Origin of the sequence: Pseudooceanicola sp. (assembly GCF_041987405.1) — a bacterium.
GTDB lineage: Bacteria > Pseudomonadota > Alphaproteobacteria > Rhodobacterales > Rhodobacteraceae > Pseudooceanicola.
In genome coordinates this window covers 285,576-301,598 of the sequence record NZ_JBHIWR010000003.1, presented here as the reverse complement: position 1 = coordinate 301,598, position 16,023 = coordinate 285,576, and the positions used below count along the sequence as shown (strand labels likewise).

The window sequence follows — 16,023 nt, the reverse complement described above, 5'->3', positions numbered from 1 at the left end:
CAAAACGATTCTGACCAGAAAAACGGGGGCGGTTCATGGTGCAAATCCTGATCGCGGATGACGATGCAGAGTACAGGGCGGCGTTCCGGAACGGGTTGGTCCTTCTGGGCCACGAGATCACAGAAGCGTCAACAGGGCAAGGCGCTTTGGACCATCTCGCGCGTCAGCCCTTCGACATCGTTTTCCTGGATGTCGTCATGCCGGGGCGCGGCGCGGTGACGCTCGTCCATGAGATTTCAACCATTTACCCGAAGCTCCCGATCGTGGTGATTTCAGGGCATGCAGATCTGTACGACACACCGCTGTTTCGCGAAGGTTTGCGCAAAGCGAAGGCCGTGATGAGAAAAACGTCTTCGCTGGCGGAATTAAATGATACGATCAGACATATCGTTTCATGAATTCGACTATCGGGTGACCCTACGTTACAATGGGTGAAGGGTGATCGGGTGCAATATGAAAGCATTGACCCCGCCGAAACATGATGACCGCGCCATGAGGCGCGCCCTGGTCTGGTCTTGGGGGCTGGCCTGTGGCGTTGTCGTGATGTCCCTGTCCAATCTGGCTCTTGGCTGGGGCGGCGGGATGGAGCTGTTCGCCCGGGCGGGCCGGGGCTTGCCCGCTATGGTGCCGGTCACCGCGCTCTGCTTCCTGGCGCTTGGTGTGGCTCAGGTCGTCAGCGTTGGCCGGGCACCGGTGCCCTGGGTCGGGCTGGGGCTTGCTCTGGCGGCTCCGGTGGCGGCTTGGATCTATGTTGGCGTGGCATCGCCCGGGCCGACTGCGTTCGACCGGATGTCGCAGACGACGGTCCTGCTGATATCGCTGCTTGGCCTGTCGATTGCAGTGGGCGCCCGGGATACGCGCGGCGCGCGGATCGGGGCTGCGACCGGCAGTGTCGCGGCGCTGCTGATCGGGTTGGGCGGCCTGGCGTCCTTCCTTTTCGACGTGCAGGAGGTCGAGCGTTACCGGCTGTTGCAGGGGCTCTCCATTCCGACGTCGCTGGCGGCCTGTCTCCTGGCCCTTGGTGTCATCTGCGGTCATCCGTCACTGCGCGGTGTTGGGATCGTCTTTGCGACGACACCGGGCGGCCGGGTGGCGCGCTGGTTCCTGCCATATGCGCTGCTCGGGCCGATCGTGCTCACACTGGCCGGGGACATAGGCGCGGAATTGGGGCTGATCGGACCGAAGGTGCGCCTGGCCGTGCTCGCCGTGACCCTGACGGCCCTGTCGGCCAGTTTCGTGCTGAGCGTGGCTGTGTATCAGGACATGGTCCTGGAGCGGGACAGGCAGGCCATGGCGATGATGGAGGGGGTCCTGTCGGGTCTGGATGCCGGGGTCGTGGTTCTACGGGACGATGATGTGCCCCTTCTGGTCAATCGTGCCTTGCGGGAGTTGATCGGGGATCAGAGTGTCGAGGACTGGCTGGCCGCCGATCAGTTCCATGACCTGGCCAACGACCGAACGATGCGCGGACCGGGCCATCCGGTGCGACGGGCCCTTGCCGACAGGACGGTGCAGATCGCGGCGCTGGCGACAGCGGGCGAGGAGATGATCCTGCAGTTCGCGGCCTTCGATGTGGACGGGGGCCGCGCGGCACGCAGGTATAGCGTCCTGGTGGTCAGCGATGTGACCCTGGCCTGGCATCAGCGCGATGCCATGGCCATGACAGACAGGCTGAACGCCGTCGGGCATCTGGCGGGCGGGGTTGCGCATGAGGTCACGAATATCTTCGGCATCATCAAGCTTGCCGCCGGCACGGCAGAGCTGGTGGCGCCGGAGGCCGCACCGGAACAGTATCAGGCCATCCTCACCGCCTGTCGGCGCGGCGGGGACCTGGCCGATCGGTTGCAGCGCCTGTCGGTGACCCCGGACGGGGAGGAACGGGTCATCGACGCGGCCGGGGCCGTTGCCATGGCCTGCGATCTTGCCGCGCGTGGCCTGCCCTGGGGGATCAAGTTGACGCGGACCCTGTCGGAGGGCCCCTTGCCGGTGTGCTGCGATCCGATGGAGTTGGAAATGGCGGTGTTGAACCTGGTTCTGAACGCGCGCAACGCCATTCAGGACAGCGGGGCGGAGGAGGGCACGATCGACGTCAGCCTGCGACCAAAGGGCAGCGAGGTGCATCTGGTTGTCCGCGATACCGGGCCGGGGCTGAAGCCGGAACTGCTGGACCGCGTGACGGAGCCGTTCTTCACCACCCGCGCCGACAAGGGCGGCACTGGGTTCGGGCTGGCCCTGATCGACGCCTTCGCGATGCGCGCCTCCGGGCGGCTGGAACTGGCTTCGACGCCGGGTGAGGGGTTGCAGGTGACGGTGGTGCTGCCGCTGGACGAGAAGGAGGCGGAGGATCCCGAGGCCGCGCGCCCCGAGGTTCGAGATCTGACCGGCCTGCGGGTTCTGCTGGCAGAGGACGATCCGGCTTTCAAGGATATGCTCTACACGGCCCTGACCACCCTGAACGCCCACGTGGAGCGGGCCGATTCCGCCCCTGCGGCCCTCACTGTCCTGGCACAGCGTGGGCCGTTCGACGTGCTGGTTTCGGCGATCCGTTTCGCGGGGCCCCTGTCCGGGGCGGACCTGGCGCAACAGGCGCGCGCCGCCGACCCGCAGCTTGGCGTGGTCTTCGTGACTTACGATCGCGGCATGTCGGCCAAAAGTCAGGGCTTGCCGGGACCCGTGCTCTATAAACCGGTCAATCTGGGCGCCCTCTCGCAGGCGCTGGCGGGCGAGGCATCGCGCGGTCAGGGCAGGTCATAGCGGGGCCGGAACGATCCCAGTTCGTCCTCGGCGAGGGGGCGGTCGAAATAATAGCCTTGGGCGAAGCGACAGCCATGTTTGCGCAAGGCCGCGATCTGCTGCGATGTCTCGATCCCCTCGGCCACGACGCTGTATCCCAGTCTGTGACACATGCCGGTGAGCGCCTCGAACACCGCGCGGTCACGCGGGCCGCTGGTCAGGCCGTCGACGAAATACTTGTCGATCTTGATCGCATCTATCGGCCAGGCGGCCAGGTGACGCAATCCGCCATAGCCGGTGCCGAAGTCGTCCAGCGCAACCCGGGCCCCACGTCGGCGCAACTCGTTAAGCGATCGGAACACCTGGCCATTGGGCTCGCCCAGCATGGTCTGTTCCGTTACCTCGATGGTCAGCAAAGACCAGTCGAAACCGGTGTCGGCGACGGCCTGCTGCACCTCGAAGGCAAACTCGGGGTTCATCAGGTCGAAGAAAGTGACGTTGAGCGCCAGACGCAGGGGCAGCCCGGTCGGGGCGATGGTGCGGGCGTAGATGCGAAAGGCGCTGTGCATGACCGTGCGCGTCATTTTCTCGGCCAGGGCGTGGTCGCGAAAGATTGCGGCGAAATCACCCGGCTCCAGCAGATGGCCGGATTTGCGCCGCCAGCGCGCGAGGATTTCGAATCCCAGGCATTTGCCATCCGTGACATCGACCTGCGGCTGGAAATACGGGCGGATGTCGCCGCGTTCGACGGCGGCGTGAAATCGGTTGCCAAATTCCGTGCCGTTGTAGCGGGCATGGTGGTGCGGCTCGAACACCGCGCTGACGCTGCGACCGGACGCCTTGGCGGCATAGAGGGCCGCATCGGCGTGTTCATAGAGTACCGCGTAATCGGTGCCGTGATCGGGGAACTGGCTGGCCCCGATGCTGACCTTGCCGAGGTCCGGTTTGCCTTGAAGCGCGGTCGCACGCTGTATGGAGGACCGGCAGCGGGTCAGCAGCCCCTCGAGATAGGGGCGGCTGGCCGCAGGCACCGGGGTCAGTACGCCAAACTCGTCGCCGCCCAGGCGACCGATGATGCTGCCTTCGGGAAAGGCGGTGCGCAGGGAACGGGCAATTGTTTTGAGGTAGATGTCGCCGAACTGGTGACCGTAGAGGTCATTGATCAGCTTGAAGTGGTCGATGTCGAGCACGACGAAGGCCATTTCGGAGGGGGTGTCCTCCAGATGCCTGCGGACCTTGTCCTCGAAGGAGGCGGAGTTTTCGAGCTGTGTCAGCGGGTCGATCTCGGCGATGCGTTGCAGCCGGGCGGCGCGGCTGGACAGGGTGACGACCTCGTAGGCCAGGTTCTCCATCCCGTCGTGTGTGTCCCAGGTCAATTCAGCGACCCGGGCGAAGTGGCTGCAGGTCTCGATGATCTGCTGCAGGCCGTTGCTCGGCGCTTCAATGGCAAGGGCGAACCATCCGCGGGCCGCTGCCGTCGGCCCGGCCAATGGCAGGGCCATGAGGTGATAGTCGACGCCCTCCACCGTGATCTGTCCCGTCTTGCAGGGGGGGGCGCCAGTCTGGTCGGTCCCGGTTTCGTCCTTTGCGAAACAGAAGTCGCGCAGCGCGCGGTCGACCGGCCCGTCGGCGGACAGTGCGATCAGCGGGTGCCCCGGCCCGTTCTCCGCCGTGGTCAGCAGGATGAGCCCCGCGCAGGCGGAGGTCGCCGCCAGGGCGGCGTCGCGCAGGGCAGCCATGCGCAGTTCCAGCGCCTTGGTCGCAGCGTCGGTTTCAAAGGTGCCGTCAGGGGGCAGCGGAACCGTCATCGGAGTGTGGCTTTCGTCGGATCATCCCGGACATGGTAACCGAATGGTCGCCAACTTTCAGCAATCGGTGAGTTTGGTTAATTATTGGTTAATCCAGCGAGCGCCGATGGGCGTCAGATTGGCTCTGCCGTCAGCCAGACACCGCCTTCCGGACGCAGTGTGATGATCATCACGGGCTTCGGGGTGCGCCCGGCAACCGGCCTGAACCGGAAGCGCGCCAGAAGCGTGGCGAGGATGATCACCGCCTCCTGCAGGGCGAACCCCGCGCCGATACATATCCGGGGGCCGTCGCCAAAGGGCAGGTAGGCATAGCGGTCGACGGGCACGCCCTCGCGGAACCGGGCGGGGTCAAAGGCATCCGGCCTGTCCCACAGCAGGCGGTTCCGGTGCAGCGCATAGATCGGAACCATGACCGTATCGCCGGGCCGGATCTGGCGGCCGCCCAGTTCATCCTCGGCCAGCGCCGTGCGCGACAGAAGCCCGGCGGGCGGATAGAGGCGCAGGGCTTCGTCGACGATTTCGCGCGTCCGGGGCAGGTTGGGGATGTCGGCGGCGGTGGCGGCGCGGGTGCCCAGCACGGCCTTGGCCTCTTCCGCCACGTCGCTTTGGATGTCGGGGGCGAAGGCGCAGAGGTAGAGCGCCCAGCCAAGGGTCAGGGCCGTGGTTTCGTGACCCGCGACGATGAAGGTCAGCAGGTTGTCCCGGATCTCCGGCGTGCGCATGCGACGCTGCGTTTCGGGGTCCTCTCCGGCGATCAGCAGATCCAGCAGATCGGGCGGGGTATGGGCCTGGGTCTCTCGCCGGTCCCGGATGGCGTCGTCCGCCACCTGCTTCATCCGCGCCACCGCATTGCCGGAAACAATCCGCCCGGGGCGGGGGACCCATCCTGGCAATCCCATCAGGTCAAAGACCGAAACTCGCCCGGCGATGTCGATGTAATTGTCGATGGCGCGGTGCATGGCCTTTCGATCAAAGCGTTTCTCTCCGGACAGGGTGGTGTCGGAAATGACGTCGAAGGTGGTGCGCACCATCTCGGCATAGACATCCACGGCGCGGGGGCCAGCCTGGGCGATCCGCTCTGCCGCGGCCTCGGCGGCGGCGGTCATGACTGGGGCGAGGTTGGCGATGTTGCGCGGCGAAAAGGCCGGGGCGGCGGCGCGGCGCTGCCAGCGCCAGTGCTGGCCCTCGGCCACGAAGAGGCTGTCACCGATGGCAGGACGCAGCAGGTTCTTGGTGACGACGGATTTGGGGTAATCCTCGACCTTTTCAAGCAGGATACGGCGCAGTGCCTTCGGGTCCATCACCATGTGCCAGCGGACACCGGTCTTGCCCGACACCATGGGCTGACGCACCGCGAGCTCCGGCAGGATGCCCAGCAGGTTGGTGCGCGCCGCCCGGAGACTGCCGAAAAACCCCAGAGGCTGCGTGACAAGCGGGGCTTTCACGGGCTCGCTGTCAGCGGGAATGGGAAGCGCCATGGGACAGGTCCTGCGGTCGGGATCGTTCAAGGATAGGGCGGGCACGGCGGGGCGGCAACCGTGCGAAGGGTTTGCAAGCGGGGCGGGCTTCGTCTATCCGGGATCAACGGATTTTCCTGGAGGACACACCGCATGATCCGCCGCTTCGCTGCCCTGCTGCTCTTGGCGCTTGCCGCCGCCTGTACCAGCTCTGCCGATCTGAACGAGGCCCCGGCCGATCTGGGGAATTTCCAGTTGGGTCACAATGTCGTCGTCGCCTCCAAGATGAAGCAGGCGGCCCTGTCGCGCGGCGCCACCGAGGAGGAATGGGTGGCCTCGCTGACCAAGGCAGTGGACGAGCGGTTCGGACGCTACGAGGGGGATCGGCTGTATCACATCGGTATCTCCGTCGAGGGGTTCTCGATCGCCCCGGGCGGTATCCCGTTGGTGGTTTCGCCCAAAAGCGTCCTGATCATCCGGGTCACGCTCTGGGATGACCAATTGGGCCGGAAACTCAACAAAGAGGCCAAGCAGTTCACGGTCTTCGAATCCCTCTCTGCGGACACGCTTGTCGGCTCCGGTCTGACCCAGACCAAGGAGGAGCAGATGGAAAATCTGTCGCGCAATGCCGCGAAACTCATCCAGAACTGGATGCTGCAGAACCCGGACTGGTTCCCCGGCCTGGGCGAAGAAACCCCAGCCGCCGCCGCGTCAGAGGCCGCGGTGAAGCCGGATACCGTCGCCGCGGAGGGCTAAGCTGCCGTTCCCGGCTTGATTATCCGTTCCGAACCCCTTACATCGCCGCCGGAGTAAAACCGGGCTTTGGCGGCCCCCCAAACCACGAGGCGCCTGAGGAAGATGGCAAAGGAAAAGTTTGAGCGCGGCAAACCGCACTGCAACATCGGCACCATTGGTCACGTTGACCACGGCAAGACGACGCTGACGGCGGCGATCACCAAGTATTTCGGTGACTTCAAGGCCTACGACCAGATCGACGGCGCGCCGGAAGAGAAAGCCCGCGGGATCACCATCTCGACGGCCCACGTCGAGTATGAAACCGACGCGCGTCACTACGCCCACGTCGACTGCCCCGGCCACGCCGACTACGTCAAGAACATGATCACCGGTGCCGCCCAGATGGACGGGGCGATCCTGGTGGTGAACGCCGCCGACGGCCCGATGCCGCAGACGCGCGAGCACATCCTGCTCGGCCGTCAGGTCGGCATCCCGGCCATGGTCGTCTTCCTGAACAAGGTCGACCAGGTCGACGACGAAGAGCTGCTGGAGCTGGTGGAAATGGAAGTCCGCGAGCTGCTGTCCGAATACGACTTCCCGGGCGACGACATTCCGATCATCGCGGGCTCCGCGCTGGCGGCGATGAACGGTGAAAACCCGGACATCGGCGAGAACAAGATCCGCGAACTGATGGCGGCCGTGGACGAGTACATCCCGCAGCCCGAGCGCGCGATCGACCAGCCGTTCCTGATGCCGATCGAGGACGTCTTCTCGATCTCCGGCCGTGGTACGGTTGTGACTGGCCGTGTCGAGCGCGGTGTCGTGAACGTCGGCGACGAGCTTGAAATCGTCGGCATCAAGGACACCACCAAGACGACCTGCACCGGCGTGGAAATGTTCCGCAAGCTGCTGGACCGCGGCGAGGCCGGCGACAACATCGGCGCCCTGCTGCGCGGCATCGACCGTGACGGCGTCGAGCGTGGTCAGGTTCTGTGCAAGCCGGGTTCGGTGAAGCCGCACACCAAGTTCGAAGCCGAGGTCTACATCCTGACCAAGGACGAAGGTGGCCGTCACACGCCGTTCTTCGCGAACTACCGTCCGCAGTTCTACTTCCGGACGACGGACGTGACCGGCACCGTGACGCTGCCCGAGGGCACCGAGATGGTGATGCCGGGCGACAACCTGAAGTTCGCGGTCGAGCTGATCGCCCCGATCGCGATGGAAGACGGCCTGCGTTTCGCCATCCGTGAAGGCGGCCGTACCGTCGGTTCGGGTGTTGTGTCGAAGATCGTCGACTAAGCCGCGAACCGAAGGTTCGTCGGTCGTGCAACAGCGATTTGTGAGCAAACCGCGAGAGCGCACCGCAGACACAGGGCCCCGGGCCTGACCTGGGGCACGCGACGCAGGGCCATGTCCCGGGCTTGCCCCGGGACCGCCCGAGACACAGGAGCCCCGGATCATCTCCGGGGCGTGATGTCGCTTCAAATTCGCAACGCCGTCCCTTCGGGGGCGGCGTTTCCTTTGACTTGACCCTGCCCCCCGGTGCGGGATAGGCCTCTCACCAACCGATGGAGGGCGCCGTGGACCAGTAACTGAATTTCCCAATCTCGATCTTTTTCGACAGGAGTTCAGTATGCCGCGCAACAGCACGCCGCCTTTTCTCGATGCGTCAAGAACGCATCCCATCACACTGCCCGACGGGCAGATTTACCCCAACACGGTCTGGCTGGCCTCGGTGATCGACCATCCCAATATCCATGTGGGCGCCTTCACCTATTACAACGATTTCGACCCGGTCACGGACTACGCCGCCAGGATCGCCCCCTACCTGCATCCCGGCGGGCCGGAGCATCTGCATATCGGGCGCTATGGCCAGTTTGCCCATGGTACGCGGTTCATCACCTCTTCGGCCAATCATCCGCTGGAGTGGTTCACCAGCTATCCCTTCGCGGTTTTCGATCACGATCTGATGCCGCTCTTTGCGGAGGAATTCGCGAAGGGAAAGGACACGCGGATCGGGCATGATGTCTGGATCGGGCACAATGCGATGATCCTGCCGGGGGCGACGATCGGCAATGGCGTTATTGTCGGGGCGGGGTCCGTCGTCACTCGCGATGTCCCGGACTGGAGCCTCGTGGCCGGAAACCCGGCACGGGTGATCCGGCGGCGGTTTTCCGACGAGGTCTGTGACTTGCTGGACCATCTGGCCTGGTGGGACCGCCCGCCGGAGGAGGTGCGCGATCTGGTGCCGCTGCTGGCCAGCGGAGACGAGGCCGCGCTCAGGGCCAGGATGGACCAGCTGTGAGACGCGGTGGCGGGCGGGGTTGCATCGGCCCTGTCTCTGCCTCCGTCGGCCCCTGTCGGCAGCCGAGGCCGCTCCGCCCAACTCAGGTCGTGCAATTGCCGGGGGCCGGGCCTAGTCTGGCGCGAGATCAATGGACGAGATGTGATGACCGACCGAACGAGCCCGGTTCTCTTTGCCTATGCCCTCACCGGTCCGGACGCCGGGCAGAAGCTGGATGGCACGGATATCGCGCGGGTCCTGCGCGATACGACCGTGGGTTGGGTGCATCTGCAGGCCGATCATCCGGCGACCCCGGGATGGATTGCAGAGCAGATGCCCTATCTCGACGATACCGTGCCGCAGGCGTTGACCGCGCCTGCGACCCGGGCGCGGGCGTCCCGCGTGGGGGCCGGGGTGCTGGCGGTGCTGCGGGGGCTGAATTTCAACGATGGCAAGGACCCGGAGGACATGGTCGCCATCCGGATCTGGGCCGAGGCCGAGAGGATCGTCACCCTGTCGCGGCAACGGGTCCGGGCGCTGGAGGATATCGCGGAGGCAATATCCGACGGGCAGGGGCCGCATGGGGCCGGGGCGTTTCTGGCGCTGCTGGCGGAACGGCTGAATGCACGGATGGAGCCGCTGATTGCCGATCTCGACACCGAGACGGATGCGCTGGAGGCGCAGGTGATCGGGCAGCCGGATCAGGAACTGCGGCACCGGATCGTGGCCATGCGTCTGCAGGTGATCGAATTGCGCCGCCACGCCGCCCCGCAGCGCGAGGCCTTGCTGAGGCTGGAGGGGGAGGACATTCCCTTCACCCGCGCGCAGGACCGCCGCCACCTGCGGGAGGCCCGGGACAAGCTGACACGACTGGTCGAGAACCTGGACGAGATGCGCGACAGCCTCGCCGTGCTGCGGGAGGAGCTTTCCGGTCAGCTCTCGGACCGGCTGAACCGGCATATGTACATCCTGTCGATCCTGTCGGCGATCTTCCTGCCGCTCGGGTTCCTGACGGGGCTACTGGGGATCAATGTGGGCGGGATGCCGGGGGCAGAGAACCCGCATGCCTTCTGGTATGTTTGCGGGGGTCTGGCTGTCGTGGTGCTGCTGCAACTGTGGATCCTGCGGCGCGCGCGCTGGCTGTGACGCCGAATTCCGACGCGGCGCGGAAATCCCGCTTGATCTTACCCGCCTGCTGCCCTATCCCACGGCACGGCCTAGGGGTATAGCTCAGTTGGTAGAGCATCGGTCTCCAAAACCGAGGGTCGTGGGTTCGAGTCCCTCTGCCCCTGCCAGCCGCTTTCCTGACATCCGAAAACCGCGCTGATCCGCTGCTTCATCTTGCCGGAAATACTCCGGGAGGTCCGGAGGGCAGCGCCCTCCGTCGCGACAGCAGAAGTCCGCGCCAGGTTCGCCTTGAATTCACGGGCTTCAGCCGTTACATGACCGGCCACGGCAGCATCGCCCCTCAGACGGAAGACCCAATGGCAAACCCGATCCAGTTCATCAACCAGACGCGTTCCGAGATCTCCAAGATCACCTGGCCGACCCGGCGGGAAGTGATGCTGACCACCGTCATGGTCTTCATCATGGCGGCGCTGACTTCGGTTTTCTTTGCCCTGGTCGATCTGCTGATCCGCAGCGGGCTTCAGGGGCTTCTCAGCCTGTTCGGCTGACCGACCCGGCCTGACGACGTGCCAAGCCCTTGCCATGGCGGGGCGAAATGGGTAGGTCACGGCCTATTCCCCTGACATGGCGCGCGACGATTCGAGACGCGCGCCGCTTTGTTTTGGGGGAACGGACCGTTAGAGGTCTGACATAGTTTACGAAACCGGCGCGGACCGGGGCAAGAAGGATCGAAGCGAAATGGCGAAGCGGTGGTACTCGGTCAGTGTTCTGTCGAATTTCGAAAAGAAAATCGCCGAGCAGATCCGAACCCTGGTTGCCGAACAGGGCCTCGAGGAAGAGATCGAGGAAGTTCTGGTTCCGACCGAAGAAGTGATTGAAATTCGCCGCGGCAAAAAGGTGACCACGGAACGGCGCTTCATGCCAGGCTATGTGCTGGTGCGGATGGAGATGTCGGACAAGGGCTATCACCTGATCAATTCGATCAACCGCGTCACCGGCTTCCTGGGTCCGCAGGGCCGTCCGATGCCGATGCGCGATGCAGAGGTCGCCGCGATCCTGGGCCGTGTTGCCGAGGGCGAGGAAGCGCCGCGCACGCTGATCCACTTCGAGGTCGGCGAGAAGGTGAAGGTCAACGACGGCCCGTTCGAGGACTTCACCGGCATGATCGAAGAAGTGGACGACGACAACCAGCGCCTGAAGGTGTCGGTGTCGATCTTCGGCCGCGAAACTCCGGTCGAGCTGGAATACACCCAGGTTACCAAGCAGGGCTGAGGTCCGGTCCGGCCTCATGGGCCGGACTGTTGACGCACCCGGAGGGGCAGGGCTGTCGCTGAGACAGCCCTTTCTTATTGCGTGAAACGGCTGTCGTTCGGTTCTGCTTGTCAGGGGGACGGTCCTGCGAAGCCTGCAACGCCTCCGCCTGGTCCGGTCAGTCGATATCGCGGTTGGCCGCCCAGATCGGCGTCCCATTGAACATGGCATAGCGCGGAGCGGTGGCCTGGCCGCGCTCCAGCCACTGGGCATGGGTCATCGCCTGGTGCATCACCTGCGTCGACAGCGCCAGCTCGGGCCGTCCCTCGGCGAGTTTGGCGTATAGTTCGACTCCACGGGGCGAGATGATCGGCGTATCGGAATAGCGCAGCCGCAGGATCCCGGAATTGATCCGGTCGATCAGGAATTCCGCCAGGGCCACCAGCGCGTGGTCGGACTGCGGATCGGGGAAGACGCGCAACAGGATGGCCAGGGCGATCCAGAAATCGCACTCCTCATGTTCGGCAATATCCGCCAGCCCCTGCAGGTCGGTGACCCGGGTGCGGGACCAGAGCCGGGTCATCACCAGCTCTGCAAGTTCATCGTGGTTGGCGTAGGGCAGGGCGGCGCTCAGCAGGTCGGGGCGTTCGTCCAGCAGGTGATCCATATAGTCCGCGGACTCGTGGCACCGCTCGGGGGCCGGGGCGGCAGCCAGCAGATGCCGGGGGAAAACATCGTCGATTTGTCTCATAGCGGATCTGATCGGTTCCATTGCCTGCCTGTTGCCGCTGTTAATAATGGTTAATGTGGCGCTCAGATGGCGGATCCGGGCTTTTACGGTGACGCCGGATCGGACCCGATTGAACCGGTGATGCAATGAACATGCCAGTCAGGCAGGGATGACTTGCAATGTCGGGACGGGCGGTGTATCCGGCCGCCCTGTCGTACAGGCGCTGAGTCTGGGCGACGGATACTAGTGGGAGGCGAGGGCAACGCGTTGTCCGGACCGGACCACACAACACATAGCCCCGGGAACGCGTTTCGGGGGCGTTGGAAAGGAGAAGGCCAATGGCCAAGAAACTGATTGGGCAGCTCAAGCTGCAAGTGCCCGCCGGGCAGGCAAACCCGTCCCCGCCCGTCGGTCCCGCGCTCGGTCAGCGCGGCATCAACATCATGGAATTCTGCAAGGCGTTCAACGCCAAGACGCAGGAGATGGAGCCCGGCGCGCCGTGCCCGACCGTGATTTCCTACTACCAGGACAAATCCTTCACGATGGAAATCAAGACGCCGCCCGCGTCCTACTACATCAAGAAGGCGGCCAAGCTGAAATCCGGTTCGAAAGAGCCCGGTAAATCGGTTGCCGGTCACATCACTGTCGCCCAGGTGAAAGAGATCGCCGAAGCGAAGATGAAGGATCTGAACGCCAACGACATCGACGGCGCCATGCAGATCATCCTGGGCTCCGCCCGCTCCATGGGCATCGAGGTGAAGTAATGGGAAAGATTGGTAAGCGCACTGTCGCAGCCCGCGAAGCTTTCGTCGGCAAGGAAGAGCTCTCTGTTGAGGAGGCCGTCGCCCTGGTCAAATCCAGCGCCTCCGCCAAGTTCGATGAGACCATCGAGATCGCAATGAACCTGGGCGTCGACCCGCGTCACGCGGACCAGATGGTCCGTGGTGTTGTCGGCCTGCCGAACGGCACCGGCAAGGACGTCCGCGTGGCCGTGTTCGCCCGTGGCCCGAAGGCTGAAGAAGCCCAGGCCGCCGGTGCGGATATCGTCGGCGCCGAAGACCTGATGGAAACCATCCAGGGCGGCACCATCGAGTTCGATCGCTGCATCGCAACCCCGGACATGATGCCGATCGTCGGCCGTCTGGGTAAGATCCTCGGCCCGCGGAACCTGATGCCGAACCCCAAGGTCGGCACCGTGACCATGGATGTCGCCGACGCCGTCAAGGCCGCCAAGGGCGGTGAGGTCCAGTTCAAGGCCGAGAAGGCCGGTGTCGTGCACGCAGGTGTCGGCAAGGCGTCGTTCGACGAAGCCAAGCTGGTCGAAAACATCCGCGCCTTTGTCGACGCCGTCTCCAAGGCGAAGCCGACCGGCGCGAAGGGCACCTACATGAAGAAGGTTTCGATCTCTTCGACCATGGGCCCGGGTGTCTCGATCTCCGTCGAGAACGCAACCGGCAACTGATCCGACCGATCAGCGACCTAGACAGGGGCGTGCCTTTGGCGCGCCCCTTTGCGTTTTGCGGGGGCACCCGTGTCTGCTGGATCCGGCGCGGCGCTTGCCGTGGCTGGGATTTGCCAATAGCGATGAAGGAGGTCCCGAACGCCGTTCCGCAAGAGCAGACAGCCGAACATGTCACAGCCCGCGCTTCGCCTGTTGCCACGATCCCGCCTGACGGTCGGGACGATCCTGCGAGAGCCGGTGGAGACGGTGATGCGTTTCGTGGCGTGGTATCTGGCCCAGGATGCCGACCGGGTGGTGATGTGTTTCGACGATCCCGAGGACCCGGCGATCGACCTGCTTGGCAATGTCGAGAGGATCGAATGCATCCGCTGCACGCCGGAGTTCTGGGAAAGGCTGGGAATCAGCCCGGAGGCGCGGTTCACCAAGCGTCAGAACAGGGCCATGGGCTATGTCTATGCGACCATCGCCGACGGCTGGTTCCTGAATGTGGACAGTGACGAATTGCTCCACCTCGACGGTCGGACGCTTGCCGAGGAGGTCGGGGGGCAGGGCCGGGATATTCGGGCCATCCGGGTGGAACCGGTAGAGCATCTGAACACGCCCGACAGTGACGGGATGCACTTTCGCTGCCTGATGCGTCCGTGGATGCAGCGCAAGGTCTACGGCGACCTCGCCCCGGTGATGAAGCCGCGCCAGGGGCTGATGGGCCATACACTTGGCAAGTCGGTCACGCGCGCCGGGCTGCGCGACGTGGTGGTCCGGCAGCACTGGGTGCAGACGGCTGACGGCGAGGCGCTTACCGATCTCACGCTCGGGGTGGGCGAGGGGGCCTATCTGATGCATTTCGTGGATCAGGGTTACGAGATCTGGCGCGACAAGCTGCCCTGGCGTCTGTCGGCGCGCGGTTTCCGGGGGCCGATCCGCGACATGCTGGTCGAAGTTCTGGACGGCCCTGATCCGGACCCGGGCCTGCGCAGGCTGTACGATATGTTCTTCGTTTTTGACCAGGCTCGCCTCGACATTCTGGCGGAGTGTCGCGCGCGGTTCGATCTGAGGCTGGACTTTGATCAGCTTGTGGCGGAACAACTGAGCTAGGGGGGAATGACGGCATCCCGCCGATCGGTCGAAAAATCCCGCGACCCCCCTTCACATTCCATCGGAAACGGATTAACAGCGGCTCTTGTCTCGGCGGTTGCGACTGCGCAGCCGCCGTGATGATTCGTCCGAGACGGCGGGTGGTCGGGGTCTTCCCTACCATAATTCCTGCCTGAGACGGGTAGACCAGATTTCTTCGGAGGCTCGCAGGAGCACCCGGGGCGAGATTGGACGGACCCGTAAGGACCCGAATAGTCGGGGCTTTATGTCCCGGCTGAACTGAGCCGGAGGGTCTGACCCTCCACTACTTGGAGTGAAACTGTGGATAGAGCCCAGAAAGAGAAAGTGGTCGAGGAACTCGGCCAGATCTTCGAAAGCTCTGGCGTTGTTGTGGTTGCCCACTACACCGGTCTCACGGTTGCTGAGATGCAGACACTGCGCGCAAAGGCTCGTGAAGCCGATGCAAGCGTCCGCGTCGCCAAGAACAGGCTCGCCAAGATCGCCCTGGATGGAAAGCCCTGCGAAAGCATCGGCTCGCTCCTGACGGGCATGACCGTTCTGACCTTCTCCGAGGACCCCGTGGCAGCAGCCAAGGTGGCCGAGGACTTCGCCAAGGATAACAAGAAGTTTGAGATCCTCGGCGGCGCAATGGGTGAGAACGCTCTCGACCGTGCCGGCGTTGAAGCCGTGTCGAAAATGCCGTCCCGTGATGAGCTTATCGCTTCCATCGTGGGCTGCATCGGCGCACCTGCTTCGAACATCGCTGGCGCAATTGGCGCACCTGCTTCGAACATCGCCTCCATCCTGTCCACGATCGAGGACAAGGCGGCGTAAGCAACCCGAGATTTGGCGTGGGGTTGAATGCCTCAACGTTAGAACACACTTAGATACGGAAACAGTACAATGGCTGATCTGAAGAAACTGGCAGAAGAGATCGTTGGTCTGACGCTTCTCGAAGCACAAGAACTGAAAACCATCCTGAAAGACGAATACGGCATCGAGCCCGCAGCTGGCGGCGCTGTCATGGTTGCCGGCCCCGCAGGCGGCGACGCCGGCGGCGCAGCGGAAGAGGAAAAAGACGAGTTTGACGTCATCCTCAAATCCGCAGGCGCTTCCAAGATCAACGTGATCAAGGAAGTCCGCGGCATCACCGGTCTTGGCCTGAAAGAAGCCAAGGAACTGGTCGAAGCCGGTGGCAAAGCCGTCAAGGAAGGCGCACCGAAGGCGGAAGCCGAAGAGATCAAGGCGAAGCTGGAAGCAGCCGGCGCCGAGGTCGAACTCAAGTGATCGCGCTGTTGGCGGGATCATCCCGGGCCTGACTCGGGATCTCCTGCCGACAC

16 protein-coding genes and 1 tRNA gene are annotated in these 16,023 nt (G+C 64.2%); 14 read left to right on the top strand and 3 right to left on the bottom strand.

The features are described from left to right. Positions 1–35: 35 nt before the first annotated feature. A complete protein-coding gene (locus ACFC2Y_RS09510) occupies positions 36–398 on the top strand; it encodes a response regulator (protein WP_375174731.1) in 363 nt (120 codons plus the stop codon). Between the two features lie 94 nt (positions 399–492). Then, positions 493–2,754 (top strand): ATP-binding protein, encoded by a 2,262-nt coding sequence (locus tag ACFC2Y_RS09505; protein WP_375174732.1) that lies wholly within the window; start codon positions 493–495, stop codon positions 2,752–2,754. On the opposite strand, the gene ACFC2Y_RS09500 is transcribed toward ACFC2Y_RS09505, so the two are convergent. Further along, positions 2,739–4,541 carry a putative bifunctional diguanylate cyclase/phosphodiesterase gene (locus ACFC2Y_RS09500; protein ID WP_375174733.1) on the bottom strand — a complete coding sequence of 601 codons (1,803 nt, stop codon included), beginning with the start codon at positions 4,539–4,541 and terminating at the stop codon, positions 2,739–2,741. The two genes, ACFC2Y_RS09505 and ACFC2Y_RS09500, sit on opposite strands and share 16 nt — an antisense overlap. A gap of 113 nt (positions 4,542–4,654) precedes the next feature. Beyond that, positions 4,655–6,019: a cytochrome P450 gene (locus ACFC2Y_RS09495; protein WP_375174734.1), complete on the bottom strand. Its 1,365-nt coding sequence runs from the start codon at positions 6,017–6,019 to the stop codon at positions 4,655–4,657. Between the two features lie 132 nt (positions 6,020–6,151). Between ACFC2Y_RS09495 and ACFC2Y_RS09490 the strand changes: the two genes are divergently transcribed. The 7 genes from ACFC2Y_RS09490 (at position 6,152) to nusG (ending at position 11,417) form a co-directional block, all read left to right on the top strand. After that, entirely contained in the window at positions 6,152–6,754 is a 603-nt protein-coding gene (locus ACFC2Y_RS09490) for a hypothetical protein (protein WP_375174735.1), read from the top strand. 102 nt (positions 6,755–6,856) lie between these two features. After that, on the top strand, positions 6,857–8,032 hold the full coding sequence (tuf, locus tag ACFC2Y_RS09485) for an elongation factor Tu (protein ID WP_375174736.1): 1,176 nt from the start codon (positions 6,857–6,859) through the stop codon (positions 8,030–8,032). A gap of 334 nt (positions 8,033–8,366) precedes the next feature. Next, positions 8,367–9,038, top strand: a complete 672-nt coding sequence (locus ACFC2Y_RS09480) for a CatB-related O-acetyltransferase (RefSeq protein ID WP_375174737.1) — start codon at positions 8,367–8,369, stop codon at positions 9,036–9,038. Between the two features lie 144 nt (positions 9,039–9,182). Then, on the top strand, positions 9,183–10,163 hold the full coding sequence (locus tag ACFC2Y_RS09475; RefSeq protein WP_375174738.1) for a zinc transporter ZntB: 981 nt from the start codon (positions 9,183–9,185) through the stop codon (positions 10,161–10,163). A 73-nt stretch (positions 10,164–10,236) separates the two neighbouring features. After that, positions 10,237–10,312: transfer RNA gene (locus ACFC2Y_RS09470), tRNA-Trp, on the top strand. A 189-nt stretch (positions 10,313–10,501) separates the two neighbouring features. After that, the gene (gene secE, locus ACFC2Y_RS09465) at positions 10,502–10,693 is read left to right on the top strand and encodes a preprotein translocase subunit SecE (protein WP_375174739.1); all 192 of its coding nucleotides are present in this window, start codon (positions 10,502–10,504) and stop codon (positions 10,691–10,693) included. 190 nt (positions 10,694–10,883) lie between these two features. Further along, complete coding sequence (gene nusG, locus ACFC2Y_RS09460) at positions 10,884–11,417, top strand: transcription termination/antitermination protein NusG (protein WP_375174740.1); 534 nt, start codon at positions 10,884–10,886, stop codon at positions 11,415–11,417. A gap of 157 nt (positions 11,418–11,574) precedes the next feature. Here the strand turns inward: nusG and ACFC2Y_RS09455 are convergent, their stop codons facing one another. Then, positions 11,575–12,147 carry a hypothetical protein gene (locus tag ACFC2Y_RS09455; RefSeq protein WP_375174741.1) on the bottom strand — a complete coding sequence of 191 codons (573 nt, stop codon included), beginning with the start codon at positions 12,145–12,147 and terminating at the stop codon, positions 11,575–11,577. A gap of 317 nt (positions 12,148–12,464) precedes the next feature. Here ACFC2Y_RS09455 and rplK point away from each other — a divergent pair, with 317 nt between their 5' ends. The 5 genes from rplK to rplL all read left to right on the top strand — a co-directional run bounded on the left by rplK (position 12,465) and on the right by rplL (position 15,970). Further along, the gene (rplK, locus tag ACFC2Y_RS09450; protein WP_375174742.1) at positions 12,465–12,890 is read left to right on the top strand and encodes a 50S ribosomal protein L11; all 426 of its coding nucleotides are present in this window, start codon (positions 12,465–12,467) and stop codon (positions 12,888–12,890) included. After that, complete coding sequence (gene rplA, locus ACFC2Y_RS09445; protein WP_375174743.1) at positions 12,890–13,588, top strand: 50S ribosomal protein L1; 699 nt, start codon at positions 12,890–12,892, stop codon at positions 13,586–13,588. Before rplK ends, rplA begins: the two co-directional genes overlap by 1 nt. Positions 13,589–13,756: 168 nt before the next feature. Continuing rightward, positions 13,757–14,683 (top strand): glycosyltransferase family 2 protein, encoded by a 927-nt coding sequence (locus ACFC2Y_RS09440; RefSeq protein WP_375186138.1) that lies wholly within the window; start codon positions 13,757–13,759, stop codon positions 14,681–14,683. A 321-nt stretch (positions 14,684–15,004) separates the two neighbouring features. Next, complete coding sequence (gene rplJ / locus ACFC2Y_RS09435; protein ID WP_375174745.1) at positions 15,005–15,517, top strand: 50S ribosomal protein L10; 513 nt, start codon at positions 15,005–15,007, stop codon at positions 15,515–15,517. Between the two features lie 69 nt (positions 15,518–15,586). Next, positions 15,587–15,970, top strand: a complete 384-nt coding sequence (rplL, locus tag ACFC2Y_RS09430; protein WP_375174746.1) for a 50S ribosomal protein L7/L12 — start codon at positions 15,587–15,589, stop codon at positions 15,968–15,970. Positions 15,971–16,023 lie beyond the last annotated feature (53 nt).

What these genes read in the sequence shown, in the direction of transcription:
- ACFC2Y_RS09475 (WP_375174738.1), top strand. Translation starts at nt 9,183, where the DNA reads ATGACCGACCGAACGAGCCCGGTTCTCTTTGCCTATGCCCTCACCGGT.
- ACFC2Y_RS09505 (WP_375174732.1), top strand. Translation starts at nt 493, where the DNA reads ATGAGGCGCGCCCTGGTCTGGTCTTGGGGGCTGGCCTGTGGCGTTGTC.
- ACFC2Y_RS09500 (WP_375174733.1), bottom strand. Translation starts at nt 4,541, where the DNA reads ATGACGGTTCCGCTGCCCCCTGACGGCACCTTTGAAACCGACGCTGCG.
- ACFC2Y_RS09495 (WP_375174734.1), bottom strand. Translation starts at nt 6,019, where the DNA reads ATGGCGCTTCCCATTCCCGCTGACAGCGAGCCCGTGAAAGCCCCGCTT.
- nusG (WP_375174740.1), top strand. Translation starts at nt 10,884, where the DNA reads ATGGCGAAGCGGTGGTACTCGGTCAGTGTTCTGTCGAATTTCGAAAAG.
- ACFC2Y_RS09480 (WP_375174737.1), top strand. Translation starts at nt 8,367, where the DNA reads ATGCCGCGCAACAGCACGCCGCCTTTTCTCGATGCGTCAAGAACGCAT.
- rplL (WP_375174746.1), top strand. Translation starts at nt 15,587, where the DNA reads ATGGCTGATCTGAAGAAACTGGCAGAAGAGATCGTTGGTCTGACGCTT.
- ACFC2Y_RS09490 (WP_375174735.1), top strand. Translation starts at nt 6,152, where the DNA reads ATGATCCGCCGCTTCGCTGCCCTGCTGCTCTTGGCGCTTGCCGCCGCC.
- secE (WP_375174739.1), top strand. Translation starts at nt 10,502, where the DNA reads ATGGCAAACCCGATCCAGTTCATCAACCAGACGCGTTCCGAGATCTCC.
- rplA (WP_375174743.1), top strand. Translation starts at nt 12,890, where the DNA reads ATGGGAAAGATTGGTAAGCGCACTGTCGCAGCCCGCGAAGCTTTCGTC.
- rplK (WP_375174742.1), top strand. Translation starts at nt 12,465, where the DNA reads ATGGCCAAGAAACTGATTGGGCAGCTCAAGCTGCAAGTGCCCGCCGGG.
- ACFC2Y_RS09510 (WP_375174731.1), top strand. Translation starts at nt 36, where the DNA reads ATGGTGCAAATCCTGATCGCGGATGACGATGCAGAGTACAGGGCGGCG.
- ACFC2Y_RS09440 (WP_375186138.1), top strand. Translation starts at nt 13,757, where the DNA reads ATGTCACAGCCCGCGCTTCGCCTGTTGCCACGATCCCGCCTGACGGTC.
- tuf (WP_375174736.1), top strand. Translation starts at nt 6,857, where the DNA reads ATGGCAAAGGAAAAGTTTGAGCGCGGCAAACCGCACTGCAACATCGGC.
- ACFC2Y_RS09455 (WP_375174741.1), bottom strand. Translation starts at nt 12,147, where the DNA reads ATGAGACAAATCGACGATGTTTTCCCCCGGCATCTGCTGGCTGCCGCC.